Annotated in this window: 25 protein-coding genes; 18 read left to right on the top strand and 7 right to left on the bottom strand. The window is 39.9% G+C overall.

All coding sequences use genetic code 11. The features are described 5' to 3' along the window. Positions 1–1,303: 1,303 nt before the first annotated feature. From CEV08_RS06800 to CEV08_RS06790, 3 genes are all read right to left on the bottom strand, one after another. Positions 1,304–2,236 carry a YopJ/AvrA family T3SS effector serine/threonine acetyltransferase gene (locus CEV08_RS06800; RefSeq protein WP_100130923.1) on the bottom strand — a complete coding sequence of 311 codons (933 nt, stop codon included), beginning with the start codon at positions 2,234–2,236 and terminating at the stop codon, positions 1,304–1,306. Positions 2,237–2,509: 273 nt separating this feature from the next. Next, positions 2,510–3,442, bottom strand: a complete 933-nt coding sequence (locus CEV08_RS06795; protein ID WP_100130922.1) for a YopJ/AvrA family T3SS effector serine/threonine acetyltransferase — start codon at positions 3,440–3,442, stop codon at positions 2,510–2,512. Positions 3,443–5,594: 2,152 nt separating this feature from the next. Then, positions 5,595–6,164, bottom strand: coding sequence for a hypothetical protein (locus tag CEV08_RS06790; protein ID WP_100130921.1), 570 nt, complete (start codon positions 6,162–6,164; stop codon positions 5,595–5,597). Between the two features lie 2,249 nt (positions 6,165–8,413). Between CEV08_RS06790 and CEV08_RS06785 the strand changes: the two genes are divergently transcribed. From CEV08_RS06785 to CEV08_RS06715, 11 genes are all read left to right on the top strand, one after another. Beyond that, on the top strand, positions 8,414–9,019 hold the full coding sequence (locus CEV08_RS06785; protein ID WP_245407063.1) for a hypothetical protein: 606 nt from the start codon (positions 8,414–8,416) through the stop codon (positions 9,017–9,019). A 12-nt stretch (positions 9,020–9,031) separates the two neighbouring features. Next, positions 9,032–9,592 carry a hypothetical protein gene (locus CEV08_RS06780; RefSeq protein WP_100130920.1) on the top strand — a complete coding sequence of 187 codons (561 nt, stop codon included), beginning with the start codon at positions 9,032–9,034 and terminating at the stop codon, positions 9,590–9,592. A 56-nt stretch (positions 9,593–9,648) separates the two neighbouring features. Next, positions 9,649–10,206 carry a hypothetical protein gene (locus CEV08_RS06775; RefSeq protein WP_100130919.1) on the top strand — a complete coding sequence of 186 codons (558 nt, stop codon included), beginning with the start codon at positions 9,649–9,651 and terminating at the stop codon, positions 10,204–10,206. A 369-nt stretch (positions 10,207–10,575) separates the two neighbouring features. Further along, positions 10,576–10,698 (top strand): hypothetical protein, encoded by a 123-nt coding sequence (locus CEV08_RS10165; RefSeq protein ID WP_280951729.1) that lies wholly within the window; start codon positions 10,576–10,578, stop codon positions 10,696–10,698. Between the two features lie 562 nt (positions 10,699–11,260). After that, positions 11,261–11,494, top strand: a complete 234-nt coding sequence (locus tag CEV08_RS06760; protein WP_100130917.1) for a hypothetical protein — start codon at positions 11,261–11,263, stop codon at positions 11,492–11,494. A gap of 1,093 nt (positions 11,495–12,587) precedes the next feature. Next, complete coding sequence (locus tag CEV08_RS06755; RefSeq protein ID WP_100130916.1) at positions 12,588–12,962, top strand: hypothetical protein; 375 nt, start codon at positions 12,588–12,590, stop codon at positions 12,960–12,962. Between the two features lie 124 nt (positions 12,963–13,086). After that, complete coding sequence (locus CEV08_RS06750; RefSeq protein WP_100130915.1) at positions 13,087–13,296, top strand: hypothetical protein; 210 nt, start codon at positions 13,087–13,089, stop codon at positions 13,294–13,296. A 326-nt stretch (positions 13,297–13,622) separates the two neighbouring features. After that, positions 13,623–14,177: a hypothetical protein gene (locus CEV08_RS06745; RefSeq protein ID WP_100130914.1), complete on the top strand. Its 555-nt coding sequence runs from the start codon at positions 13,623–13,625 to the stop codon at positions 14,175–14,177. Positions 14,178–15,475: 1,298 nt separating this feature from the next. Further along, positions 15,476–15,706 (top strand): hypothetical protein, encoded by a 231-nt coding sequence (locus CEV08_RS09685; RefSeq protein WP_210421462.1) that lies wholly within the window; start codon positions 15,476–15,478, stop codon positions 15,704–15,706. A gap of 104 nt (positions 15,707–15,810) precedes the next feature. Continuing rightward, entirely contained in the window at positions 15,811–16,185 is a 375-nt protein-coding gene (locus CEV08_RS06720; RefSeq protein WP_100130910.1) for a hypothetical protein, read from the top strand. Between the two features lie 12 nt (positions 16,186–16,197). Continuing rightward, positions 16,198–17,367 carry a DUF6990 domain-containing protein gene (locus tag CEV08_RS06715; RefSeq protein WP_100130909.1) on the top strand — a complete coding sequence of 390 codons (1,170 nt, stop codon included), beginning with the start codon at positions 16,198–16,200 and terminating at the stop codon, positions 17,365–17,367. 301 nt (positions 17,368–17,668) lie between these two features. On the opposite strand, the gene CEV08_RS06710 is transcribed toward CEV08_RS06715, so the two are convergent. From CEV08_RS06710 to CEV08_RS09425, 3 genes are all read right to left on the bottom strand, one after another. Continuing rightward, positions 17,669–17,962, bottom strand: coding sequence for a hypothetical protein (locus CEV08_RS06710; protein ID WP_100130908.1), 294 nt, complete (start codon positions 17,960–17,962; stop codon positions 17,669–17,671). A 1,358-nt stretch (positions 17,963–19,320) separates the two neighbouring features. Further along, positions 19,321–19,584: a hypothetical protein gene (locus CEV08_RS06705; RefSeq protein WP_245407062.1), complete on the bottom strand. Its 264-nt coding sequence runs from the start codon at positions 19,582–19,584 to the stop codon at positions 19,321–19,323. A gap of 1,014 nt (positions 19,585–20,598) precedes the next feature. Further along, on the bottom strand, positions 20,599–21,000 hold the full coding sequence (locus CEV08_RS09425; RefSeq protein ID WP_143434459.1) for a hypothetical protein: 402 nt from the start codon (positions 20,998–21,000) through the stop codon (positions 20,599–20,601). 1,049 nt (positions 21,001–22,049) lie between these two features. Here CEV08_RS09425 and CEV08_RS10160 point away from each other — a divergent pair. From CEV08_RS10160 to CEV08_RS09565, 7 genes are all read left to right on the top strand, one after another. Next, positions 22,050–22,184, top strand: coding sequence for a hypothetical protein (locus CEV08_RS10160; protein WP_280951728.1), 135 nt, complete (start codon positions 22,050–22,052; stop codon positions 22,182–22,184). Positions 22,185–22,392: 208 nt separating this feature from the next. Beyond that, positions 22,393–22,524, top strand: coding sequence for a hypothetical protein (locus tag CEV08_RS10155; RefSeq protein ID WP_280951730.1), 132 nt, complete (start codon positions 22,393–22,395; stop codon positions 22,522–22,524). A 354-nt stretch (positions 22,525–22,878) separates the two neighbouring features. Continuing rightward, positions 22,879–23,325, top strand: coding sequence for a hypothetical protein (locus tag CEV08_RS06695; RefSeq protein WP_180753568.1), 447 nt, complete (start codon positions 22,879–22,881; stop codon positions 23,323–23,325). Positions 23,326–23,462: 137 nt separating this feature from the next. Next, on the top strand, positions 23,463–23,690 hold the full coding sequence (locus tag CEV08_RS06690; RefSeq protein WP_100130905.1) for a hypothetical protein: 228 nt from the start codon (positions 23,463–23,465) through the stop codon (positions 23,688–23,690). 27 nt (positions 23,691–23,717) lie between these two features. Next, positions 23,718–24,002, top strand: a complete 285-nt coding sequence (locus tag CEV08_RS06685; protein ID WP_100130904.1) for a hypothetical protein — start codon at positions 23,718–23,720, stop codon at positions 24,000–24,002. Positions 24,003–24,270: 268 nt separating this feature from the next. Beyond that, entirely contained in the window at positions 24,271–24,468 is a 198-nt protein-coding gene (locus CEV08_RS09420) for a hypothetical protein (RefSeq protein WP_143434457.1), read from the top strand. Between the two features lie 558 nt (positions 24,469–25,026). After that, complete coding sequence (locus CEV08_RS09565) at positions 25,027–25,197, top strand: hypothetical protein (protein ID WP_180753567.1); 171 nt, start codon at positions 25,027–25,029, stop codon at positions 25,195–25,197. A gap of 595 nt (positions 25,198–25,792) precedes the next feature. On the opposite strand, the gene CEV08_RS06680 is transcribed toward CEV08_RS09565, so the two are convergent. Further along, positions 25,793–26,362 (bottom strand): hypothetical protein, encoded by a 570-nt coding sequence (locus tag CEV08_RS06680; protein ID WP_100130903.1) that lies wholly within the window; start codon positions 26,360–26,362, stop codon positions 25,793–25,795. Positions 26,363–26,656 lie beyond the last annotated feature (294 nt).

Here is a 26,656-nt window from a genome sequence, read left to right as displayed (position 1 = left end):
GGGCTGGTGTTGGGCTAGTTGGTAGGGGGGGGTGGTTGGTGTTTGGCTGATGTGCCGTATGCGTGGTCCATTGTGGTTTTGTTGGAGGGTATGGTGTTTGTCGTATTAGGGGAGGTGTGTGAGGGGTGAGATGAGTTGTTGATAGAGTTGTTGGTGGGGCGTGTGGTTTCTTTTAGCGGGGCTGTTGATTGCTGGTGTCTATATTTAAAAGCCAATAAACATGCCTAAAAATAATCCCCACTCTTTGAAAAAACGCCCATCATAACCTATTCAAAAAACATAATACCCTCAACGGACAACATGTTACGGCATAACAAGACAGCCTCTTTCATACACACAAGCCCTCAATGTTAATGCCGCACAACACCCTTAATATTTTAAAACCTCTAGACGCGCCCTTTCATAAGATTTGCGGAGTTAAAACGCAGGCTGCTATAAATAAGCCTAAAAAATGAAGATCACCCCTCTGCCAACGCTTATTGGTTTGTTGCGCATTATTCTTGATGCCCTTTATAAATAGTTTGGATATTCTCATCAAAAAGGCATTGGCTAAAACACTCCTCATTCCCCTTCTCAAAAAAAAACAAAGATTCAATAACCCAAATTCCCCGTTTATCCCACTTTCTAGCCCAAGTGCACTTAGGAATCCTCAAGGCCTTTCTCCTTAAAGTTTCCCCCATACTCTTCACTTAAAAACTTTCGCAAGAAAGGTTGCGTGTCATGGCTTCTTTTCTTCTTTTGAAGAACAAGGGGCAGTGGTGCGAAAGAGTAAGCTATTTTGCAAGGGAAAATGGGTTGTTTGGGGTGGTGTGTTTCCCTTGAGAGAGGCGGTTGGTTTTGAGGTTTTCTCCATGTGCTGATTTTTGCTGGTGTCTTGTTGGGGAGGGCTGGTGTTTGGTTGATATGCGGTATGCGTGGTTCATTGCAGTTTTGTTGGGGGCTAGGGTGGGGAGGCCTTGAGATAAAGCGAATATTCTTAGGAAAACAAAATATAGGCTTTTATTGAAGACAAAAGTATTCAATATTTTCTCATTTTATCAATCCAGCGTTCTACATGTCCAAATAGTCTTATTGTTAACAAAAACTCCTGTCTCACAAGAGCTTTGGAATTGTGAGACAATTTAAAAGAAAATAATTTTGAGAGGACAATGGCGCTTTGTTCTTAAGGGGGCGCTTTGTTCTTAAGGGGAAAATTATTTACTGTTTTTGCTTTACGGAGAACAGAAAAGATGGTTTGCGTAAAGCAATCTTCTCCATAAAACAGCATGGCTTTATTCTTTGATGAAGAGGGAAAAAAACTCAGTTACATCGACAACGATTTATATTCCGTAACCCTTTTTTTGTGTTGTGAAACAGAAACCATCTTTTCCTCTGCGGTCACTAAGTTTTTTTCAAATCTCTCTCTTAGCGTTTCACCTTTTTTGTTGACTACTTCATGTTCAGCCTCCGGATTGGCTTTTAGATATCCCGCAAGACGTCTTCTACCTTGCACGTGTTTATAAAAAGTGCTTGGGAGATATGTATCCAACTTTTCAGCAGATAAAGATGAATTGGATTCACATAAAACACCCTTAACATTATCCTTATGCAATCTTTCTAATTTATTAGATTCAAGATAAAGCTTTTTGGCAAGCGCTAAACTGAACATCCCACATTCAGAGGAACTGCGTTGAATGTCCATTTCTGCCATGGTAAAAGAATAAGGAGGCAGTTGAAGAGTTTGCAGGGTTTGATTTACTTTTATCCCTAATTTGCAAGCAGCGAGATTCTCAAATGTTGTAGGCTCAAGCATAATCAAAGAGATTTTGTCATCGACTTTTTGATAATCAAGGACTGCAAAGTGGATTTTGCTTCCTGAATTTACGATAAATCGGGCAGATTTTGCGTCGCTCTCAACGACTCCTTTGAGTGCGTGAGAAAGCTCTTCTGCTGTAAGAGCTAATTTGAGATTCATTTCTGGATATTTGCTGTTGGCTTTTTCTACAAGAGATGGCATCAATCTAATATCTGTGTTTGCATAATGATTATTAATCCAATGGCCGCTTTCGATATCTTTTTCTAAGCCTGTAATAATATCTTTTAATTCGCTAGCACTAGGGGCAACATGTTCTTCTTCTTCTGGGAGGGAACTTTGCATTAAACGGGAAATAAGGTCTTCTAAGGATTCATCCGCGCTCGCCCCTTCTTGTGCTGGTGATGAATGACGAGAGATGTCTTTAGAATCTTGTGGTYTCATACGATTAATCTCCATATTGATAAYCGGTRGGCAATATTATTTTCTTCAATTATGTCTAACAAAGTGATTAAGAGACTGTTAGAGGTAAAGTCTAAGGATTCCTTCTCTCTCTTCAAGGTCTTTAAATAAGCGCTTTAAATATGCTCATTTTAATAGAATAGGTTTTTCTGTYTCCTTCTTGTAAACGGAAAAGCCGATTTTCTATCATTAGATTTATCCCCATTCGTAAAGTAGAAACACTGCATTCTTCACGAATAGGGCTTATATGCTTATTCACATCATTAGAGCTTTGTATTCTGTTGCTCTTTTTTTGTGTTGTGAAACAGAAACCATCTTTTCCTCTGCGGTCACTAAGTTTTTTTCAAATCTCTCTCTTAGCGTTTCACCTTTTTTGTTGACTACTTCATGTTCAGCCTCCGGATTGGCTTTTAGATATCCCGCAAGACGTCTTCTACCTTGCACGTGTTTATAAAAAGTGGTTGGGAGATATGTATCCAACTTTTCAGCAGGTAAAGTTGTATCTGGTTCGCATAACACACCTGCAACATTATCTCTATGCAATCTTTCTAATTTATCAGCTTCAAGATAAAGCTTTTTAGCAAGCGCCAAACTGAACATCCCACATTCAGAGGAACTGCGTTGAATGTCCATTTCTGCTATGGTACAAGAACAGTTGGGCAATTTATGGAATTTAAGGGCTGATTGTGTTTTTACTGCTAGCATCGCTTGATTTATATTGTTAAATGTGGCYGGTTCAAAAAATATTACAGACACTTTGTCATTAATGGTTTGATGATCAATCACTGCAAAATGAATTCCTCTACCTTTTGTATAAATGATAAATCTAGAAGATTTTATGCCGTTTTCGAGTGTATTTTTGAGTGCAAAAGCAAAGTCGAGAGGTGAGTCTGCTAATTGAAGATTCATTCCAGGATATTTACGATTTGCTTGATCGATCAAGGCTGGCATCAGTTTAAAATCTGTATCGGCATAATAAGCTGTTAACCAACGGCCCGTTAAGATGTCATCTTCTAAGCCTGCAGTGATAGATTTTAATGTTTTATGATCGAAYGGGATGTTTCTTCCTTTTTTGCTGTCAGATTGTTTTAAATGTGATGCAAGATTTTCTGTAGRATCATTTRYAYTTRCACCTTCAGGCGTTTGTRAGAAATGAGGAGRGATGYCTTTTGARCCTTGTGATCTCATGCTCTTAACCTTTCTCTTGATGATCAATAGGCAAAATATTACTCTCTTAAATTGTGACCGAATAATGTTTAAAAAAGCCTTTGTCTCTTGATAAGTTAAGAAAAAAAATCATCTTTTTATAAGAAGGCTGTTAAAATCAAAAGCTTTCTTAATTGAAAGAATCTGCATATTTTTTTACACCTGTAAAATCTGGAAAAACTGTAAGAAGTCTAGGGGAAATGTTATCTTGATATTTTAAGTTATTTCTAGCACATGGCTCATTTCCATGAAGAGATGATAGCCTTCTCTGTGGAAAAAAAGCAAATCATCCACAATAGGCCTTTACTATAAAACCTTTACTATCAAACAATGCCTATTTTTTGAAAAATATGCCCTTTGGATTTTTTTCCGGAAAAAGATGTTATTCATCATCTGCTATTCAATTGTCCTGCTATGCCATAACATATTGTCCGTTGAGGGCATTATGTTTTTGGGAGAGTTTGTGATAGGGGTTTTTTAAAGTGTGGGGGTTATTTTTAGGCGTGTTGAGAGCGGCCTGCGTTTTAACGCTGCAACTCTGATGAAAGGGCGCGTCTGAAGGTTTTAAACTGTTAAGGGTGTTGTGCGGCATTAACATGGGGTGTGGAGCTTTGAGGTGTATGGGGCTTGTGTGTATGAGGGAGGCAGCTAAAATGTGCCGTGTATCAATAGCCCTATTCAGCTTATTGCTGTTCGTGTCTTGTTTAGCATTTTTATGATGCATTGCAATGGCGTTTGTTTCGGGGGGCTTTATTCGAGGGGGGTGGATGCTGTTGCCTCTGAATATTTCAATATCTCAAAATACTGGTTTTGGTGATGCAGAAGAAACGACCATTTAACAAAGATGGAAGTTAAAAAAGAGAAAAAACGTCGTTAGACAATAAAATTTTGAGAAACTTTTGAGCTCTTCAAACAGTCAATGTTTAATCTTTTCAAACAGTAAAATTTCACACACTTGCATCTATGGCTGCTTCATATCTTGCTGCAAAACACAATGCTTTATAATATGCAACGATAGCACGCAGTGCCTTATGACAGCTCACAACAACATAAATATTTAATGATGAAATTAAGACACAAAAACCCCTCCACCGCATTTGTCATTAAATACGATTTTTCGTATTCTGTCAACAGAAAAACGATTATTTTCCTTTTTTATTGCGGAAACAAATCTATGGAAAAAGCGCATTGATTGGATTGTGTTAAACCTATTGTGCGGCATTAACATGGGGTGTGAGGCTTTGAGGTAGGGAGCTTTGAGGTGTGTGGGGCTTGTGTATATGAGGGAGGGGAGTGTTAGAACAGAGGCAGGTGTTTGAAGAGGAAGGCTGTTTTGCTATGGTGTAACATATTGTCCGTTAAGGGCATTATGTTTTTGGGAGAGTTTGTGGTGGGCGTTTTTTAAAGTGGGGGGGTATTTTTAGGCGTGTTTATTGGCTTTTAAATATAGATACGAGCAATCAACAGTCATCTCCTTGGTCCTCCACAACACCCCCACCAACAACTAATCTCACCCCTCACACACCTCCCCTAATACGACGGACACCCCCATCATCAACACAACCGCAATGAACCACGCACACCACACTTTAATTGTGCATCAGCCCTCACCAGCGAGCCCCTCTCCACACCTATAAGACACAAGCAAAAAACAGCACATGGAGAAAATCTCAAAACCACCATCAACAGCCTTTCTCAAGGGAAAATACCCCTACAAACAATGCGTGTTCCTTGCAAAACAACTTACTCTTTCGCACCACTGCCCCTTGTTTTTCAAAAGAAGAAAAGAAGCATAATGTGAAACCTTTTTTGCGTTAAGTGAAGAGCATAGAGGAAACTTGAAGGAGAAAGGYTTTSTGARTTCCAAGTTTCCCCTACCTGARAAACGTYGTTTCTTTACCAAGGGACKTGAGTTTAAAAGCCTTATCCTTTGAAGTGTCGGGGGGGGTGAGGTGTGGGGGTTTTGAAGTGTATGCGGATTGTTTTTAGGCGTGTTGAKAGCRGCCTGCGTTTTRACKCYGCAACTCTGCTGAAAGGGCGCGTCTGGAGGTTYCCCTCTCTAGAGAGTGAAATAAACGGGGCGGTGGGAGTATCGAATCTTTGTTCTTTTTGGGGGAGGGGACTGAGGGGTGTTTTAGCGAATGCTCTTTTGGCCAGAACAGTCAAAATGTTTATAAAGGGCATCAAGAATAATGCGCAACGAACCAACAAGCGTTGGCAGGGGCTGATCTTCAATAACAAGATATTGTAATGCCGCGTGAAAGTTGTGTTGACGATGCAGATATTGTGCTTCTTTAATGGCTTCTTGCATCTCTTCATAGTGTTGGGTTACTCTTTCAATCCATTGCTTTTTTGCTTTCTCATCGGATGCACTGTGCTTAAAGCCGTCATAATAGCCGTTTGGTAAACCTTTGGCACATAAATAGTCGTTTCTGATTTGCAAGTATTGTTGCGCTGTATCATATTGCTCTCTACTGATGCCTGATGAATCCTCTTTATAGCCAAGCAAACAAAGACGCCCAATATAGCTCCCCACAAGCGGGTTTTTGGCTTCGTTAAGGCTTAAACCAAAATGTTTTGCACGCATTTCAATGGCTGATTGAAGCGCTGATTTTCGAAGACCTTTGGCACGTGAAATACGGCCATTGGGCTCTCTGAGTTTGCCTGTTATTTTTGGTCTACCGCGTTTTTTACCTATTTTCATGAACTTACCCATTTAAATGAAAAAGAAACTGCCTGTTTTTGGGGGACAGTGATTGTAAAAAGCACTTTAAGAAAAACTGAGAGGAAGAAAAACTAGAGGGAAAAAGACTCTTGGGGAAAAAAGATTGGAGGGGAGATGGGCCGTTGCAGAGAAAAAAAGAAACGAAGTCTTTGAATATAAAGAACAGCAATGTTATAGGGCAAAAAAATCATCTGATGTTTCCTAGCATTTTCTTTGATCCTATCAGGGTTATTTTTTCCTCTATCATGCTTGTTTGTATCTTTTTATCATCGATAGCGAATAATTTGCTTTCTACTGATTTTTCAACGTCTCTGGAAAAAATGAAAAGAAATTTTTGTCAAATGTGAATGAAAAAATGACTTTCTATGGATATGCCCCTTTGTCTTTTCTCATAAGTTTTTATTCCTTCTCATAGAATTATTGGTGAGGGTTTGTTGGAGGGGGGCGTTGGAGAGATTGGGGGGATTATTGGGCTTTTTTCTTACGAGCGTTTTCGCGAAAACTTTTTAATTTCTCCCCTTATTTCATGACGTATTTGAAAAGGGGTTGGTTGGTTCCTTTGTTTATTACTTTGTTTATTACTTTGTTTATTACTGGGGGGGGGAGATACTAGAGGATGTTATGGGAGGGGCGTTATTGGGGAATTTTGTTTTTGAGCGCAGAACCAAGATGCTTGACCATCATCACGCTATTTAAGCATAGCTTATTCTTTATAGAATTCTCTCTCAATACAAACCTTCTTCTAAAGATCGTCCTTATAGAGGCGCTTTGCTCGAGGTTGGAGGGACAAAGAACAATATCAAACAAACTTATCCATCTCTCTTATTGTAGCATAAGATGCCTTCTATTTCCAAATAAAATATCGTTTTTCAATTCAAAATAAACTGTGAAGGATCAAACGGTTTGGCAGCTTTCTTTATCTCTCCTTTATAGAAGATAAAATTTTTCCATTTTAATGGATCTCATCATAAGAAGGGGGGCATTTAAATATGCGATGCAAGATCTAAAGAAACGTTATAAGAAGATACCTTGATAAAAAAGTCTTCATAAGAGAGTCTTTTATAAAGCTGGAGGGGGGACTTGTGAGGTACGAGACATTTCTTTTTAATTTTAAAAGAGGCGCTTTATTTAATTTAAGAAATTTTAAAATGAGAATTGAAAAATTTTAAGGATGCTGAGCTACATTTTAGATAATCAATTGTTTGTTTGTCCTATGGGGTGTTTCTTACTGTCTCACGCTTTTGTTTCTTTATGTTCTTTTATGGGAGCACATCTCTCGTGTAGAACAGAACGTTTCAAACCAAATACCTTGGGTTGCTCATTCATGGAGGTGTTTTAAAGAGGCATGTCTTAAAGTTCTCGAGCTCAATTTCGCGACGGTGCCCGTGAAGAATAGAAGAGCTTCTTATGAAGGATCTATAGAGTACCATCATCTTTAAGCTTCATAAAAAGAGTAAGCCGGCCCCCTTTAATATTTTCCAACCCCCAATTTTACGTCTTTTGGCACTTTTCATGAAAAAGTGTGTCTTTCTTGTACCGTTTTTACTCCACACGGGCTTCTCTCTCTTGTAATTTGCAAGCGGCATGGTTTGGGTTGATTTCAGTATGGGGATGTGATGAAAGAATCTTACAGTGTCGCGGCGTGATGATGCAAGTTAAAAAACGATGATTCATCATTAATAAATCAATGTGTTGGTCATCAAGACACAAAGAGCTTGTGAAAATATTTTATCCTTTTATTATGCTCTAAAATATTGTCATTTGGGGCGATGATAAAGGCTCATAAGGCATACAACACTTGATCCGTTAAATATTTAAAATCAGCAGCCAATATTAAAGGAAGAACTCGTTTGTAGAGCCTTATGCAAGTGGAGCACATAAGTGATTAGCAGGTGGAATCCACTGAGAGCAATTAGATTGTTTACAAACTGATATGGGTTTTAGAATCTTTGTCCTTTGGGGGTGCGGAGAGGAAGATTATTATCCTTTGTATCTTATAGGCTTGGCTTCATTTAAGCGGTGGTAAACACTGTCGTTTATGGCGGGTAGGTAAAATTTCCACAGGGGATTTTTGTAAAACAATGCCCTTTAAGAAAGGTTCTTTAGGACTATGTAGTCAATCGATAAGGGGAAAAAGGTGCGTTGGGGTTTATAAGCGTAGGAGCTATAGGTTGTGCCGTATAGAGAAATTAAAAAAAGACTTAAAAGAAATTATTGGCGTTTGCTTTATGAAAAGAAGAGTGCTAGGCAATTCCGCCACGCTGGTTGCGTGGTGTCAAATATTGAAACGTGGGCATTTTAGATATGGGGAGATTATTCGTATGATCAAAGATCAATCACAACAGCCATCTGCCCATGGGGAGAAGGCTTTTATCTCACAGTCCGTGTTGGATCAATCGGTCGCTTTTAAAAAATGGATGGTGCTCTCAACGAAAGATTATGTCATCATTTGTGGCTTGGCTATCCTTTTATTGGTGCTTTTTTTCGCGACTAATGATATTCAGACTTGGGAATTTTTTCACGTTATATCCACTGAACAGTTTCAAAAAATGGCTAAAATGAAACAAGAAGATATTCAAAAAATGTTTCAGGAGAACCTTGAACCGCCTTTTAAAAATTCTATCATCGGGTATGTACGTGATGCAGGGTGGAATAGTGTTTGGGATTTTTTATATTTTATGCCGAAAATGATTTTAGGTGTTCTTTTCAGCTTCTTTCCATTCTTTTTTATTCTCCTCGCCATGGTGAAACGGGATGTGAAGGAAATGATGCAGCTGTGGGAAATAGTGCCAGAGCCGCAAAAGTTAGACAACCAATCTTTTGACAGAACATAATAAGGAGAACACATGAGCACTTCCTTAATCATTGGAAGGTTGATTGGCGTAGAGATTACTATCTTTATTTACTTTATTTACGCTGCATTTTTCTCGGTATTCTTTTCTACCATGATGACAATCTTGGCACTTTATTATTCTTGTATAAAACGAACAATCTTGTTATGGGCCATGTGGCGGAAATTAAAAAAGGGTGCAACACAGGATTTGAGGCATGATCAGGCAGAGAATCGAGGACAGAATACAGTTCCTGCAACACAGTTCAGTGTTCTTTCTTTTAGAGAATCTTTGGAATTCTCAAAAAAAGATTATTCGATACTCTTTTCTATCACTTGCGTTATGTTTGTGCTTTTTATAGTTTTTATTATTTTTGCGATTTTTCTCCCAAAATCTGGGATTTTTTTGCAAAATCATGCACCTTTCTTGCTTCACATTGGTTTCTTGGTCATGAAGCTGCTGTTTCAGTTGTGGACGTCGTATATTATTGTTGCTTTGCCTGTCATTTTAATTTTCCATAGTCTCCTTCTATTATGGCGTGAAAAAGCAGTGAAGAAATTAGAAACATTTTCTTGAGTAGAAAGTAAAATTATGATTGTACATCAATATGATAGGGGAAAAGAGGGAGCGTTATGATGGAACATTTGTGTTTGTTAGGGGTCATCATTATTACCATTTTAGTGTTTATAGTCGTTGTCAAGCTTCCCTATCGGTTGATCAGGTATATGAGGTTGTCCTTTAAACTTGCTCGAGAATTGAAAAAGAGGACGACACAACAAAAGCAAGCCATACAGCAATTGCGCAATGATCAGGGAGAGATGAAAAGACAAAGTCTCGTGTGTGAGACACTTGATGCAAAAATGCGCTTTCTGAACTTCAAAGAATCTCTGCCTCTTTATTCAAAAGAATGTAAAATAATTCTTTTTGTTTTTATCCTCTTTTCTCTTCTACAATCTGCTTGCTCTATCGCAAATTGGGTATGGTGGAAAAGTGATAGGATTGGCTTTATCATGATGCTGTTGAGCGCTATATGGGTGGGAACTCTTCTCTTGTCTCCGATCATTGGCATGGTGTGCATAAAATTAACGAGAAAATTGAGAGAAACGCTTCAACAATTGGAAGAAGCCATAAAACAACGCGATCAGGCAATCCGTATGCAGAATGTGCAAGAGCGACAAAATGACGAGTAGTATGATAACATTAGCAGCCTTTTCTTTCCTGGTTTTTATGCTTTTAAATGTTGTAATATGGGTGCCAACTTTGGTCATTTATTATCTGTTTATCAAGCGTGCGCGGCTCTATTGCCGCGTGAAAAAAGAACTGAAATACGTGCTGAATGAACGCGATATCGCTTTAAAACAGATTTCAGAAAAATAAAAAGCAGCAGCGTGTTTGATAAGAAACAGCTTTCGCTTGTTTGGCCAGACTATAAAAAAATATTCTATCTTTCGACCGTCATGGTGACACTTCCGACAGTTATAACTGTTCTCGTTAAGATATGGAAAAAGAAGGACTTTTTCCTTCACCCATATTAGAGCCATTGGCATGGATTCTTGCTTATGCTTTTTTTATTCTTACCAATTGTTTTTACGATGCTTTTGATTGTAACACGTCAATTGAAGAAAATGATACAGCAACTGGAAGAAGAAGCTGAGCAGAAAAAAACACTGCTGATCCTTTAATCATAGCAATAAAGGTGAAAAGTGAAGAGGGGGTGCTTTGTGCCTTTGTTGTGTTCGTGAAGAGAGAATGGGGTGTCCTTGCGTTTTATGCTTTTTTAATGTGTGTGTTGTGTTTTGAAAAGAGTTGGGGCTCTTGTCTTATGAGCGGAAAAAAATGAAGAGGAGCTTGTGAGCCAAGGGGATGTCTTTGACTTTGATCTATTGATGAAAAGGTGTGAGGTGCGTTTGCATTTTATGTTTTTATTCCCAAGCTAGTGTGTTTTGAGAAAAGTTGCTGTGTATAATGGATGTAGGGACAAGTGAAGTGCTTTAGCGCATTTGGGGGAATGTAAACGTTATTTTTTCTTTTAAAAAAGAGCGGGCTTATTTTTCTTTTATCAACAATTCCAAGTGATAAAGAAACAAAAAATGCTTGATTTAAAGTATAGGCGGTTGTGGTGGGTGAGCGGATAAGAAGAACTCATTTTCTTTAAAATGTACTGGGCTAAAGTGCATGAGGCAAAGGTGTGCGGGTAAAAGTGCATAAGGTAAAAGTGTATGAAGTAAGGCACATGGTGAAGATGTGCCAAAAGCACACATTTTGGATTTGCATGTTTGGGCCCATGAAAAGGGTGACGGCGTTGTTAAAACATTTGGATTGGAGGGGGCAGAGGGAAGAGAAGGAGCCTTGGCTTTGTTGTATTTTGAAAAGAGTTGGGTCTCTTGTCTTGTGAGCCAAGGGAATGTCTTTGACTTTGATCTATTGATGAAAGGGTGTGAGGTGCGTTTGCATTTTATGCTTTTATTTCCAAGCTAGCGTGTTTTGAGAAAAGTTGCTGTGGTTGTATGATATCACAACAGGGGAATATTTATCCAATTCCTCAAAGGATTCATGGTGCAAACATTGCACCATTGCAGACTGAAGGGAAATTCAGTCATCTTGACCCAATTGCTCTTATAGGAAAAAGCTCAAACATTTGATAAAAAAGCAAACAGCACCATACCAGTACCGCATCTTCCTTATCTTTTCAGCGTCTCTCACGCCCCCCTCAAATTTCATGCTTCACAGAGGTAGGGGACTACTAGAATTTGTTTCAGTGGGAGGATTATCAGACAATAACGACATTTTTTCTTTTTCAATGATGTGTTCCAGATTTGAGAAAAGTTTAGACGGTTTACTCTCAGAGAGGTGAATACATCTTAACCATGTAGTTCAAAGAATCGCCCCCAGCTTAAGAATTAATCGTTTCAAATTGCGATTTTGAGCAGAGCAGAAAAGATACCTTAAGAGGGTAAATAACCTTTGAAAGGTCTTTGAAGCCCCTTTAACCCCTCCTTTAAAATCATTTGGAAAAAATAAATTGATGCAAAAATTGCTGTCAAGCTATATTTATGCTTTTATTTCCAAGCAAAATTCTTTGAGGAAAGTTGCTGTGTATAAGGGGGGATAAGTGAAGTGCTTTGGCGCATTTTGGGGGAGTGCAAACGTTATTTTTTCTTTTAAAAAAGAGTGGGCTTATTTTCCTTTTATCAACAATTCCAAGCGATAAAGAAACAAAAAATTCTTGATATCGTATTACAAGGTCACGTGGGAATGAGACACCGTGCTTAAAAGGCTTGTATCGTGCTCGTTATGAAGGGATTGAGATCATGCCATTGTTTCATGGTTTTGAGGGGAATACTGCTTTTCTTATCGCAAATTATTTTGGGATCTGTTTGAAGGAGGTTGATGCCAATCAACAAGCTTCAATGGAGATACTTATCAGCTCTCTGCTACTTTCTGTAAATAAACAAAATCGTAAAAGCGTGTAGCTGTAAAGCCAAGAATGTGTGCTTGGTCAAAAGTATGGTGGTTGTGAGAAGAATGGTGAGGAGGGCATGAATGGGAGCCGTAAAGGTTTGGATACGGCATGAGGGGTGGAGCGGGTGTAATGGAGAGTTGGGTGTGGAGACAAGTCGTGTGTGAAAGGCGAGGTTTTGAGGGGGGGTGTGAGGAGCGCGGCACCAAGGGGTGGCAGTTGTGGGAGATACCAAGGGTAATGGGTATCGTAGAGGAACGAGAATGGCTTGTTGTAAGTGACAGTGGGGGTAAAAAACGATTGTGGGAGGCGCGTCAATGGTTGGTAGTTGAGGGGTGTGCTTCAAGGGATGGTGGGGAGGGCGTGAATGGAGGCATAAAGGTTTGGATACGGCACGGGTGTGGAGTGGTTGTAATGGAGAGTTATGGGAAAGGCTGGTGTTCAACAGTTTTGGAATGGTTATCAGCTCTCTGCTACTTTCTGTAAATAAACAAAATCGTAAAAGCGTGTAACTGTAAATCCAAGAATATGTGCTTGGTCAAGAGTATGGTGGTTGTGAGAAGAATGGTGGGGAGGGCATGAATGAGAGCCGTAAAGGTTTGGATACGGCATGAGGGGTGGAGCGGGTGTAATGGAGAGTTGGGTGTGGAGACAAGTCGTGTGTGAAAGGCGAGGTTTTGAGGGGGGTGTGAGGGGCGCGGCGCCAAGGGGTGGCTGTTGTGGGGGCAGGGTAGGACTGTTGATGATGTTGGGTACAGTTATGGTGGGGCAGTGGGCGAATATGATAATAGATTTTATAGAGGGGGATAGAGGGTGTTAGCGTTATATCTCCACGGGGTTTCATGGATCCATTTTTGGTGAGTGTAAGCTCAAGAGCACTCTCATGAAATGGCTATGATGCGCATTGGTTTGGAAGTGTTGAAAAAATAGTTCTTTAAAACAAAAACGTGAATTGAAGGCATTTTGAATTAAAGGCATTTAAGGATTGGCAACCAAAATATGCAATACATGCGTCTTGTGAACAAGACGTATGTATTGTGAAGCATTCGGTTTGACTGGAGTGTACTTGAGAGATTATTCGTGCCCTCATAAAATTAAGGACAAGTAAAGGGCAAGGACAAGCCGTTGTCTAAAAAGGAAGAGCAAATGAAGGGGAAAAATTCAATGGGGAGCCAAAACCAAAGCTTTTTTGCTCTTGAAGAGTCATTTCTTTCTTATAAAGATCATATCATCATTTGTCTTATTTCTATCTTGATAGGAATGGGTTATAGCGCTCTTTTGATCCCGTTAAAATTTAAATGGTCGTTGACTGTCGCGCAGGATAACATTCTTTTGGCACTCTTTGTGCTTCGTGAAGTCATCACGATTTGTGTGCTTGCTTTAATGCCTATTTTATTGGTGCTTTATCTCATCTTAACGTATTGGTTGAAAAAAAAGATTCAGCAGTTGCAAAAGGTTATCCAGAAACGGGGGGAAACAACCCACCAACAAAATAATCTGTCAAAAAATGATAGAGAAAAAACAAGCCGTTTTTTTATCGCATTCCTTTTTTTCATACTTTTGTTTGAAGTGTTTTTTACGGCTGGGGTTGTCATGCTTATTCTGGAATTTTATTATTTTGTCTTCAAGCGTGTGCGAATGTATTGTCGCGTGAAAAAGCAATTGAAATGCGTAAAAAAAGAGCCTAATAGAGCGCTGTGATCATGAGGGGGAAGAGGCAAGATTGACGCGTTCTCGTGATGCAAGAAGAGCGAATGGTTGAAACATCATCAAAAAAGAGGGGGCGTTGGTGATGAGGAGAATGCTCTTGTCATTTGGAAAGAAAGAGCATTTTGTAGATAATTGGGGGGATTGATCAGAAAACAAGCTAAAGCCATGCATTGCACTTTTCATGGTGCTTAAAAGAGCTGGCGTGAGAAAAGAAATGTGTAAGAAGAGGTATGCGTGAGAGAAGGTATGTGCTTGTGGTGAGAAAAGGGAAGAGAAATCAAGGGGAAAAATTCAACATTTTATAACGGACTGCGTAATTTTTTGAGAAAGAGTTTGTTTCTGTGCGAGAGTGTGTTGCTCTTTGTTTTTTCTCGCTCATCATTGAGCTGGGGAACAGAAATTTCTTTTTCTCAGCCTTGGTAACCAGAAAACTTGGTAACCAGAAAAATTGACAGGGTGGGCTTGGTACATCCCTTTTTTTTCTTTTTGTGTGCGCTCTGGAAAGTGGTTGTCGTGTGTGTGGTTGCCTTAATTCCGATTATGTTGATCGTCTGCATAATATTGTAGCTTTTGTTGAAAAAAATACTCGGAAATCACAAGAAATACACCAGCAACGGGGGGAAGAAACCTGGCACAAAAAGGCTCTGTATAAAAAGGGCGATAGGGTAAAAATAGATGATATGCTTGTCCTAATATTTGTGATCGCATTTATGTTGGTGATAATGTGGTTTGCATTTATTCCCATAACGATTTTGGAATTTTATTATGGTGTCTTTAAGCAGGCGAGAAAATATTACTGTTTAAAATAAGAACTGAAAAGCGTGTGAAAGAACAGAAGATAGCGTTTGAAAAATCATGAGCAAGAAAAAAAATGGTTGAAGAAATGATGAGAAATTCAGCCTTGAGGGGGATTGTTCTCTGTAAAATTTTTTCTCTTAAGATGTTTTGACGTTCTTTATGGTTTTGTCCTAAAACCTTGCTCTAAGGAGCAGCGTTGAGGGGGGACTTTGTTGAAAGAAAAAGCTTGAATTGTAGAGCGTCATTGTTTAAAGCCAGTGTGGGGTTTAAAGCCAGTGTGGGGTTTAAAAGCAGTGTGGGTTTTAGAGCTGAGAGTGAGAAATTGGGATTTTCTTCATCGTTTGAGTGGGGTAGAAGGTCAAAGAGAGTTTTTTAAAGATAGGTTAGAGGACAGTGGTTCTTTGTCTTAATCGAGGTTTGAAAGTGAACCTTATGGCATGGTAGGGGCATTTTCTTGAAAACAGGGGAATTTTTTAAGAAGAAGAAAAAGCTTGAATTGTAAATCATTGTTTACAGAATGGTGCCGTTTGAAAGTCTTTGACTTTTTGAGTGGAGAGGGTGGTCAAGGGGACAAGGGGACAAGGGGACAAGGGGCCAAGGGGACAAGGCACCACGAATATTATGATTTCTTTATCATTTTTATTATGACGCAAGCCATAACGGCCTGTGCACTTTTCTTAATTCCAGATTCCAGTGATATTGGGGTTTTGCATGCATTATGATGTATAAATTGGAAAAAAGATACAGAAACGAGAAAAAACAATTTTTGTGCGAGAGCAAATAAGCTCTCTACCGTATGGATTTTTTCAAAGAGTGAGAGGGAAAAATGAAGGAGCAAAATTGGGTATCAGAGCAAGAAACGCATAAAAGAGCGCATTCTTTTTCGTTTCAGCAGGCGTTGCTTTCAGCAAAGAATTATAAAATTATCTTCGCTATTGCGGTTATTATTATCATCTGGATAATGATGCTAGAATTACCAGAGGTCTTAAATTGGCAGCTGATAGGGTGGCAACATGTTGTGCATGCCGTTATCCTGAAAACAACGGACTTCATAATCGGTTGTGCCCTTTTATTGATTCCGGTGATGTTACGGCTTCGTAAAAAAGTGATGTGCGAATTGCAGGAAAATATTCAAAAACTAGACCAAGCGCTCTCTGAGCGAGAGAAAATAAGCTCTCTGTCGCACGGGTTGTGTAAATAGTGAGGGGAAAAAATGAACATTGATCCTATCGTCGTACATGTCTTAGATCCCGCATTCTGGGTGGTTATTGCTGTTTTCATAATTATTATCATGCTTATTTTGGCTCTTTATATCTCTGTCTTTAAACGGATGAAAATGAATGCCCAAGTGAAAGGCGCGTTGGAAGAAGTGCTTAAAGAAAATGATCTCGCGCTTCAGCAGTTTTGGAAAGACGAAGCCGTGCTGCAGCAGAGGCGTTTGAAACTAAAGGAAAAGGAACCCTTTGGCGATTATGATGATCATGAAATTCTCACGATAGAAAGTGCAACAGCGCTTTTAAAAAGCTTGGGGTGGTCCGTGGACATCGAGGGAAAAGGAGATCATTTGGCAACACTCTTTTTACCTGATCGCGAAGTGCAGTTTCTCTATAACGAAAAACAGGTGGAAGAATTTTCACTGTTTGATCGCGGGCTTCTAATTATGAGCGGGATTTTTGCGGCCGCTTGCCAGACCATTAATCCTCATAATTCTGGGGTTTTGCCAACGGTATTTATGAGTTTCGTGCCCAATGGATTGGAAATTTTTGAAGAAAAAGTGAATGTCGCACGTTTTAAAAAAGCTCTTGATAAAACTTTAAAATGGACAATGGAAGATGATTGTTTATATAAAATGCTTCGCTCTCAATATCGTATTCCACCTTGGGAAAAAGACTCTTTATCATGGTCAACGGATGAAGAAGAAGCCCCTTATGCTTTGCTGCATCTTGGTGCTCTTGCCTTGCTGGGGGATGTGGAGACTTTAGATTCTTATGACAAATGCTTTACGGCAGGCGAAAAGCTTGGCTTTGATGAAACCATTGAAAAAGTTCATCTGGAACGCGCGATGGTGATGGCCCAAGAGGTGAAAAAGGCTGGAAAATTCAGTTACGATGTGCTGGAACAGGTTGCTCAGATGTTCTCTATAGACGTGAATGGCTATCAGATTTTCAGAATGAGAAACCCTAATTTATGTAATCAAAAATGCGCTTTTCATAAAAATTTAGTCGAGGAGAAAAAACAAGAATTAAGGGAACAAGGATACGCTGTGAGTGATAAACCATGTGTCTTTGAAAAAGATGGCGTAAAATATTCTCCGGATATTACTTATATTAAAGAGGGTGAACCTGCATGTATGGATATAAATATGGATATAAAAATTGATTAATGTTCTACGCTTTTGCTGGAAAGGCGCTTCTGATTTGAAGAAGAACGCTCTCGTTGCAAGAGGGTGAGCGCCATGAGTGAGATATTGTTACATCAAAGCAAAATAAAAGAGCGCGAAAAGTCAAGGGGCCAAGGTTTTAAAAAATAAGCTGAAAATAATTTGATGCTCAAGAAGAGGGGCGAATGAGTGATGGTCAATTTGTCCTTTTCTTGTTTTTAGGCAATTTTTACTCAAGATGACTCTTGTATTATTATTAAAAGATATGTTTCTTTTAAGTTTGTTAGATACTTCTTAAAAGGGATTAATTGCTTTTCATTTTGTGGATATGCATTAAACTAAAAAGCTTTATTTGGTAATGTTTCGTTAAATTTATAAACACGTATAGCGAAATTTTCTTTTTTTGATTAAATCTTTTTTGTTCTTGCCATTTTTTCAATTCTCTGCTCATTTTACGCACATTCTGAATATTAGCAGGTTCAGTAGGCTTGAAATAATCCATAATTTCGATACCTAAAGTTGTGTTAAGATGTGAATTGGCATATTTAATACGTTTCTTTAAATTCGTTAATTCTTTTCTTTTGTCTATTTTTGACATTGTTTTCCCCAATGTTTTGAACCTTGTTAGAAGCCTTCTGAAGCAAACAGAGGGCTTATTTGGTTTATTAATTATCACGCCCCGTTCCTAATATCTTAATGAGATACCAGGTTTTATCTTTTCTATTAATATTAATAGATATTTTAATTCCGTTATTTTCACTTGGTGTGCCAAATCTTTTTACAATTTTAAAAAAGTCTCTTAACGCTGTATAAGCAGTTATGAATAATAATCGACCGGTCATCTCAATAAAGATATGCTACAGTTTGAAGAAAGCGCGCTTATGTAAAAAAGGAGGCTAGGGATGAAAAATATTCTGCTTCATAGAAGTAAAATACATGTTAAATAAAATAAATGCATTCTTGACTCCGTAAAATTCTATCCTTTGAGAAATGGAATATTTTATACATTTCGATGGCTTGTAAAAGTGTGTGATGAGTATTTGAGAGAAAGATTTGCTCATAGCACTTGTGAAAACACTATTGTTTTTGGCGTGGTGATTAAAGCGTGCAGTCGGCAAAATTGGTTTAAAAAACTAGATTTTTTATAGATTTAGAGTTTTCGTTTTGTACTTCGTTGTTTACGGTGGAGAAAGTGTTATGACAGTTCTTTATGGCGGAGAAGGCGTTATGACAAAATAGCCTCCTTTGAGGTGTGGCGATATTTTATATATTTTGGCGTTTTTTTGAAAATGCGTTTCATGATGTAAAAAAGAAGGCTAGAGATGAAAAATATTCTGCTTCATAGAAGTAAAATATATGTTAAATAAAATACATGTATTCTTGACTCCGTAAAATGCTATCCTTTGAGAAATGGAGTGTTGGTACGAAAACTTTAGAGTGTTTTCGTGTTTGTCGCTTTACGGAAAATTAGAAATGAATCGTATAAAGTCGTTTATAGGGAAAACTTGCTTGAAAAGAGAAGAATTGACAAGAAGAGCAGAGGGATTGGGGATTGTCCCAAACTGGGGATTATCATTGACTAAAGCTGCGTAGGGTGAGAGCTTGGCAGTAAGGTAGCGAGAGCCTCGAGAGAGAGCTTGAAGTGAGAGCCTGAAATCTTAGCGCCTTCATTACTTAAGATGTGGAGAAAATTAAAGTGCTGTTCTTAAGAGGTGGGCATTGGGATAATAAAACAAAATATGGGGGGATAATAAAACAAAATACAAATTGAATTAAAAAGCCCCCGTTTAAAAGGGCTTTTTTATTTGATTATACACTCTATACGATTTTATTTTGATAACTTTTTATTATACTGTAGCTTATTATATTGTAGCAAAAATTAGAAGAACGAGCTGTATAATAAGTTAAATCCCCAAAATAAAGAAATATTATTTAAGCCGTTGAATAAAAGGACTCCTATGCCATAAAGATCCTTCCTACTTCTTTACCTGATGAATTTTCCTGAATTGTGTCCGATAAAACTTTATGCGTTATCTTCTGTATATTCAATGAATCCGATGAGCTCTTTACTGGTTTTAAAAACTGTAAATTTGTTTTCTTAACAGTATAAGGAGCAACAATAGGAGAGGGCTGTTGGTTGGCTATACAATCAGATTGTTGAATTGCAAGGGATAAACCACTTGTAATTGCTCTCGATATGAAAAAATATCTGATATTCATAGTTTTTCTCCTATGTTTATTCTCACAAATAAATATCAATATGTTTTATATATAAATTCACTTTAAATAGCTATTGTAAAAATACAACAATCACAAAAAAGAACAAATTCTGCCTTTAAATTAACAAAATTTATCTTTTTTGCCTTAAAATTGCCTTAATTAATTCTTTATATTTTGTTTTATGAATAAGTTTGAAAAATCTGTTCTGAAGTGGAATCCTGTGAGATCGATGACAAAAGAAGCGCTGGCAAACTTCTTTTTGTGCTATTGGCTAGGATTTATGGGGCTAGAGATTTATAAAAATGAGGATTCATGAAGATTAAAGTGAAATATGATGAAGGTTGAGCGAATCCCTTGAGGGGGAGGATGCACTTCTTTGAGGGCTTGGGTGCATCCTCTATTGAACTGGGTACAGCCTTATTGAGGGTAAGGCAGGTATCCCTTGAGGGGGAGGATGCACTTCTTTGAGGGCTTGGGTGCATCCTCTATTGAACTGGGTACAGCCTTATTGAGGGTAAGGCAGGTATCCCTTGAGGGGGAGGATGCACTCTTTGAGGCACAAGTGCATCCTCTATTGAACTGGGTACAGCCTTATTGAGGGTAAGGCAGGTACCCCTTGAGAGGGAAGATGCACTCTTTGAGGCACAAGTGCATCCTCTATTGAACTGGATACAGCCTTATGAGAATGAGGCAGGTACCCCTTGAGAGGGAGGATGCACTCTTTGAGGCACAAGTGCATCCTCTATTGAACTGGGTACAGCCTTATTGAGGGTAAGGCAGGTATCCCTTGAGGGGAAGGATGCACTCTTTGAGGCACAAGTGCATCCATAAGGGGCATATCCCATAAAAATAAAGAAAGCCCAAGAGATTTGTTTTTCTACTTTATCTCTATCGGTTTTTACATTTACTGTAGAGAGTTACTTTGTCTCCTATATTTGAGAGGGTTATAGGGTGAGACTCGCTGATCAATATCAACGTAACCAATATGGTAACTCTATGAAAATTAAGATATTTTTATGCTATTTTTTTGTCTTTTTTTTGATTTTTTTTAGGTTGTGCAAGATTTATGAGGCATTTTTCTATCGTTTGGCTTTTGGTTGAGCTGCTAAATATTTCAATTGTTTCAATGGCTTCCATACCGCTCTTTGAGTACTGTGCTTTATCATAAAACAGAATAAACCGTGTCAACTTTTGTATTCTTGGAGTGGGAGGTTTGATAATAAGGGATAGGGATTTGCATATGGTTACCCTAAGCAGATCAGAAAATGCTTTTGAGAAGAATATGAAGTGCTTTCGAGTCTCTCGCCATCTTTTCTTTCTATTTTTTATGCGGTTTGATGGTTGAAATATTTTTTTTAAGAATGGCGATGATGCTTTTTTTACATTTTGAGACTCATGCTTTTTTATTGTTCTCATGGAGGGGGGGGGCTCTCATAGAAGGAGGGCTGCTTTCAGAGGGGGAGCTGCTTCTCATGCAAAATAGAGCGCTTCAAATGGAATATATTGGGGCTGCTTATTTACGTGCTTGTTTTAATATATTCTCAATATGTATCATAGCTATTTCATAGCGGCATTGATGAAGGGGTTAACGATAAATCCAAAGGGTGCAAAACTTATTGTTCCCCCCTCTTTACGTTTCATAAAAGAGAAAATCGGTATGTATCATACACTTTGCCATTGCTTAATCTGAGAACAGTTTTTGGGCTTAATGTGATAATTGGCGGGTGAAAGTTTTGCAGCTTGAGCGTGTTGATGAAAAAGCCGTGTTGATGAAGAAGTATGGTGATTCTTTGATCTTTGAAGTGTTTCATTCTACGCGGGCTTTCCTGTTCCTAACGGATAAGGGGATGGTTTGATGAATGAAAGATAAAACAGCGTTGAAAGAAAAGAAGTTTAAGAGAATTGGTTCTTTTATTCTAAGATGAAGAACAGAAGACTTAAATCACCCCATTGTCATGATACAATGTCTGGTTGATGTTCCAAAGCCAAGGATCGTCAATAAAAAAATATTCGTAGATTCTATTGTGTCGTCAAACAGCGTTTGCCGTAAAATCTTCGTCGTTTAAGGGGGTATAAAGCAACCTGTGTGATGCAATGAAGTATTTTTTTAGGGGAAGTATTTGGGGGTGGACGTTCCACATAAACGTAGGCTTGTTTTTCAAAAAAAAATTGAAAGGTTGCTTGGATTCATGAAGAGGGGGCTATCATAAATAGGAGGGGGGATGGAGAAAGGTATGTGTTGCGTGTGTGTATGGATCATATGGATTGCATGCTGCGGTTTGCGCACAGAAGGAGATGTGGGTTGATGGGGGGTGAAGATGTATGGCGCCCCGTATTTTAGGGTGCGTATGCGGAGAAGGCGTGCGTGGGGGGTGTTGTTTCTTTTGAGTAACTTTGATGAGAGAGGGGTGTGTTGGCATGTGTTGGGGCGCGTGGGGGGTGGTATCGGCTGCTGAGGGTGTGGATTGAGGCGTGTAAGGGCAAGTGGGGTAAGGTGGGCTTGTGAAAGAGGAGTGGTGTGGTGGCATGTGCGTGGGGCGCGTGGGCGTGTGTGGGGAGGCTGTTTGGATCTTGGCACCATGGGACGGCTTTGTGTTTGAAGGGGGCATTTGGAGCGTAAGGGTTTTGTGAAGCGTGCATTTTTAAAGATGTGCTGGCTTTAAAGTAGGCGAGGGATGTGTGTGGGGCATGGGGGTGGTCTTTTAGGTTTGATGGGGATGTGGCTGTGCTTGTTGTATTAGAGGGGTGGGAAGCCCATGGATTTGGTTCTTGAAAGAGAGGTGTTTTGCTGCATCGTGGATATTTCTCTTGAGTGACGTGTTCCTTGAGTGGCTTGATGAGGGAAGTTTAAGGGATGGTGCACGGGTTGCTGGAGCTTTCTGGTTGCGTGGGCTGAAAATAAGGGTTGCTCGTTTCAAGGGGGACTTCTTGCGTCTTTAAATGACCCTTATGCTTTTCTTTCTCTTGCGGGGCTTTCTCGTAAGGCTCAAAAAGGTGCGTGTTTTTCTCTTGATGGATCATATCATCTCCTTATGATCATTTGATTCTTGTTTAAAAATGTTGCTTGGTTTCATGAAGAGGGGGATGGAGGAAGGCATGGGTTGGTGTGTGTGGATCATATGGATTGTATGCTGTGGTTTGCGCACAGAAGGAAATGTAGGCTGATAGGGTGGTGAAGATGTGTGGAGCCCCGTATTGTAGGGCGCGTATGCGGAGAAGGCGCGCGTGGGGGCGTATTGTGTGTTTTTTTATGCTTGAAAAGAGGGGGAAGCTGTTGCATTGTAGATGTTTCTTTTGAGTAACTTTGATGAGGGAGCGATGTCATTTGATGGGGTATTTTTGCCATCGTTGGTGCTTTTAGGCTTTGTGAGTCTTTTTTTGTCTTTTATTTATGTCAGTGCGCGTATCGCCATGAAGCGCTTTGGGTTTACAAAAAAGGCTGTCTTTAGAAATATGCTCTTTTTCTTTCTTATGGTTCTTGTCTCTCAGTTGATTTATGGGGCAGCGGAGCGTTTGGATATGAGCTGGTTCTCAATCCCGTGGGTGTTTAGTGTCCTTTGGGGCCTTGTCCTTGCTCTTATTTATCGAGGGGTAAAGCATTTTGGTGTGTTTTGGCCTCGGGCTTCAAATGAGTGGGGGGCAATCTGCATTCTTGTCTTTCTTGTTCGTGTGATAATCGATTTTTTTGATAAAGGTATGAGCTGTTTTGGTGCGATGCTGGGAAGAGGCTTAAAAGAGTGAGCATTTTGTTGCCTTTTCGGCGTTTTCTTTGAGTGACGTGTTCGTGGGGAAATATCGCAGGGTTTGTGCTGTTGCATTTGTTTGCTTGATGAAAGAAGCCGCACGCCGTTGGGGTTACAGGGGAGAGGTTTTGGCAGGTGGGTGGTCTTTTAGGCTTGATGGGGTGTGCGAGGGGGACTGCTTGGATCTTGGCACCTCCTTATGATCGTTTGATTCTTGTTAAAAAAAGGTTTCTTGGTTTCATGAATGGGGGGCGTGAGAGAGGGGGCATGGTGGAAGGCTTGTGTGGGCGCTTAGGGTGTTGCGGGTGCGGGTTGGCACGTGCGTGGTGGTGTTGGTTGTTGCGGGTGGGGGGCTGGCTTTGAGTAGAGAGCTGTTGTTGAAGGGGAGGGATGCTTTCTTGCATTATGGGGCTTGTTCTTGGTTTATTTCATTGGGGTGTGAAGAGTTTGCTGGTTGTCTGGAAAGTCTTCGTGAAGGGCGTGGTGTTTTGTGCCATTGCTGCTCTTGCTTTTCGGTTTGCTTATATTGGAGCTAAGAGTATTGGTAAGATATTCTTGACGGGACTTGTGGGTGCTGTTTTGTTGAAGATGTTCTTGGAATTTCTGGTACGAGAGCGAAAAAATACGGTTTGGCAGAGGACATTATGGCGGTTGAATTGGTTTGTGTTGTGTTGATGGGTATTGTTTGGGGGGGCCTTTGCAGGAGCAGAGTATCTTGGCGTGAGCTGGCTTTGGTTTTCGAATGAGGATGTATTGGCTTTCATTGTTGGATGTCTTTCTCCTTTGATCTCTTAAGGAGGGAAGTCTGCGCGTGTGATGGGGAAGATATTTTTTGAGAGGATCATGTTTTGTCGGGGAAGTGTTTTTTAGGCGCGCTTATCACGCTTTAAGTTTGAGGTAATTCCATACATAAGAAATAAAAAGTGCGGGGGAAACAAAAAGTATGGGGAAGAGAGACAAGATTGTTTGCAACCCTGATTGTGTGAAGAGTCTTCGTCCTTTGAAGGGGGGGATGTTAAGTCAATTTGACAAAAAAATGATCTATTTTGCAGGAAAATCTTATGGAAGAAGAGCAAAAAGCTTAAAAGGGGGGGGAGACAGTCATAAAAAAAACCTTCTGCTACAAACAGAAGGCAGTTAATAGGAGGTTTCCAACATTGGGTAGAAAAAATACATTCTAAAATGTATTAAAGATAAAATACAAATAAATTTATCCTTTTAAGGGTAGCAGAAAATTTAAAATAGAGCAAGCTAAAAAATAAAATTTTCTCTTTGTGCCTTAAAATATTATGAATACTTCTTTTTCGGTAAATTTTTATTCTTAAACTCACTGTCAATGATATATACAACCATATTTATTCTTCAATAAAAACCAATAAATAGAGTTCTTCATGGTTATGGACTGGTGTGGGGAGGCTTTGTGTTTGAAGGCGTGGATTTTAGGTGCAGGGGTTTTGTGAAGTCCGTATTCTTTTAAGGTGTGGTGGGCATGGGCGTGTATGGGGGAGGCTGTTTGGATCTTGGCACCGTGAGAAGGTTTTGTGAAGCGTGCATTTTTAAAGATATGCTGGCTTTAAAGTAGGCGGTGGATGTGTGTGGGGCATGGGGGTGGTCTTTTAGGCTTGATGGGGGTGTGGCTGGGCTTGTTGTACTAGAGGGGTGGGAAGACCATGGATTTGGTTCTTGAAAGAGAGGTGTTTTGTTACACTGTGTTTTGTTGTCGTGTGGACCTTTTTCTTTGAGTGACGTGTTCCTTGAGTGGCTTGATGAGGGAAGTTTAAGGGATGGTGCACGGGTTGCTGGAACTTTCTGGTTGCGTGGGCTGGAAATAAGGGTTGCTCGTTTCAAGGGGGATTTCTTGCGTCTTTAAATGCTTTTCTTTCTCTTGCGGGGCTTTCTCGTAAGGCTCAAGAAGATGCGTGTTTTTCTCTTGATGGGTCATATCATCTCCTTATGATCGTTTGATTCTTGTTAAAAAATGTTGCTTGGTTTCATGAAGAGAGGGCATGAAGAGAGGGGGTTATCATAAATAGGGGCATGATGAAGAGGAGGGGATGGAGGAAGGCATGTGTTGGTGTGTGTGTGGATCATATGGATTGCATGTTGTGGTTTGCGCACAGAAGGAGATGTGGGTTGATGGGAGGGTGAAGATGTGTGGAGCTCCGTATTGTAGCGCGTATGCGGAGAGGGAGCGCGTGGGTGGTGGCGTGGGCTGCTGAGGGTGTGGATTGAGGCCGTGTAAGGGCAAGTGGGGTAAGGCGGGCTTGTGAAGAGAAGAGCAAGTGGAGGAAGGCATGTTCATAAAAGAGGGGGCTAAAGAGAAGGTGGGGGCTTGGGTTGGTATGTGTGCGTATGGGGGAACTGTTTTGACTGCCACGCAGTGAGAGAGTTTTTCCTGGAAAGTAGGGCAACATAGGCTGTTGCCCTGAGTGAAGATGAGTGAAGAGATGAGTGAGGAAGGAGGATTATTCAGAATGTTTATGGTTTGCATATCCCCAATGAAAGGCTAACAAGTCGAGACAATCTCGTAAATGATCGGCAAGAGAGTTTTGTTTGCGTTTTGAAGAACTTAATTCTTTGATCGCTTGGCCATGGCCGATTACCCGCTCAAGCAATGCATAGCCAAGAATACCAAGTTGAACTTTGATTGTTTTTAAATGATTGGAGGCTTCTATTTGACGTTCAATGGGATGCGTATACGTTTGGCTACAGGCAACCTTTTCACGGGTGGTGTCAAGGCTCATGTGGAGGTCTGCTTGACTGTGGCGCCAGTAAAAATAAAAACGTTCTGCGGCTTTATATTGTGCCTTACTGATATGTCCTTTTGCATATAAAAGCGCAATGGGACGGCTTTGTTCATTGACAATAGCTTTGATGGTGCGCGGGTTGCTGGAACTTTCTGGTTGCGTGGGTTGAAAATAAGGGTTGCTCGTTTCAAGGGGGATTTCTTGCGTCTTTAAATGACCCTTATGCTTTTCTTTCTCTTGCGGGGCTTTCTCGTAAGGCTCAAAAAGGTGCGTGTTTTTCTCTGTCATATCATCTCCTTATGGTCGTTTGATTCTTGTTAAAAAATGTTGCTTGGTTTCATGAATAGAGGGCGTGAGAGGGGAGGCGTGGAGGAGGAAGGGGGCGTGAAGAGAGGGGGCATAGGTTGGCATGTGTGGGCAGCACTTAGGTTGTTGCGGGTGCGGGTTGGGGCGCGTGGGTGGTGGCGTGGGCTGTTGAGGGTGWGCGTTGAGGCGTGTAAGGGCAAGTGGCGCAGGGCATGTTCATAAAAGAGAGGATTATAGAGAAGGTGGGGGGGCTTGGGTTGTTGAGGATGTGTGGGG

Origin of the sequence: Bartonella tribocorum, assembly GCF_002778015.1 — a bacterium.
GTDB lineage: Bacteria > Pseudomonadota > Alphaproteobacteria > Rhizobiales > Rhizobiaceae > Bartonella > Bartonella tribocorum_B.
This window is presented reverse-complemented; position numbering and strand designations above follow the sequence as displayed.

What these genes read in the sequence shown, in the direction of transcription:
- CEV08_RS06790 (WP_100130921.1), bottom strand. Translation starts at nt 6,164, where the DNA reads ATGAAAATAGGTAAAAAACGCGGTAGACCAAAAATAACAGGCAAACTC.
- CEV08_RS06785 (WP_245407063.1), top strand. Translation starts at nt 8,414, where the DNA reads ATGAAAAGAAGAGTGCTAGGCAATTCCGCCACGCTGGTTGCGTGGTGT.
- CEV08_RS06780 (WP_100130920.1), top strand. Translation starts at nt 9,032, where the DNA reads ATGAGCACTTCCTTAATCATTGGAAGGTTGATTGGCGTAGAGATTACT.
- CEV08_RS06775 (WP_100130919.1), top strand. Translation starts at nt 9,649, where the DNA reads ATGATGGAACATTTGTGTTTGTTAGGGGTCATCATTATTACCATTTTA.
- CEV08_RS10165 (WP_280951729.1), top strand. Translation starts at nt 10,576, where the DNA reads ATGCTTTTTTTATTCTTACCAATTGTTTTTACGATGCTTTTGATTGTA.
- CEV08_RS06755 (WP_100130916.1), top strand. Translation starts at nt 12,588, where the DNA reads ATGAGGGGTGGAGCGGGTGTAATGGAGAGTTGGGTGTGGAGACAAGTC.
- CEV08_RS06750 (WP_100130915.1), top strand. Translation starts at nt 13,087, where the DNA reads ATGAGGGGTGGAGCGGGTGTAATGGAGAGTTGGGTGTGGAGACAAGTC.
- CEV08_RS06745 (WP_100130914.1), top strand. Translation starts at nt 13,623, where the DNA reads ATGAAGGGGAAAAATTCAATGGGGAGCCAAAACCAAAGCTTTTTTGCT.
- CEV08_RS06720 (WP_100130910.1), top strand. Translation starts at nt 15,811, where the DNA reads ATGAAGGAGCAAAATTGGGTATCAGAGCAAGAAACGCATAAAAGAGCG.
- CEV08_RS06715 (WP_100130909.1), top strand. Translation starts at nt 16,198, where the DNA reads ATGAACATTGATCCTATCGTCGTACATGTCTTAGATCCCGCATTCTGG.
- CEV08_RS06710 (WP_100130908.1), bottom strand. Translation starts at nt 17,962, where the DNA reads ATGTCAAAAATAGACAAAAGAAAAGAATTAACGAATTTAAAGAAACGT.
- CEV08_RS06705 (WP_245407062.1), bottom strand. Translation starts at nt 19,584, where the DNA reads ATGAATATCAGATATTTTTTCATATCGAGAGCAATTACAAGTGGTTTA.
- CEV08_RS09425 (WP_143434459.1), bottom strand. Translation starts at nt 21,000, where the DNA reads ATGAGAACAATAAAAAAGCATGAGTCTCAAAATGTAAAAAAAGCATCA.
- CEV08_RS06685 (WP_100130904.1), top strand. Translation starts at nt 23,718, where the DNA reads ATGCTTTCTTGCATTATGGGGCTTGTTCTTGGTTTATTTCATTGGGGT.
- CEV08_RS09420 (WP_143434457.1), top strand. Translation starts at nt 24,271, where the DNA reads ATGGGGAAGAGAGACAAGATTGTTTGCAACCCTGATTGTGTGAAGAGT.
- CEV08_RS06680 (WP_100130903.1), bottom strand. Translation starts at nt 26,362, where the DNA reads ATGACAGAGAAAAACACGCACCTTTTTGAGCCTTACGAGAAAGCCCCG.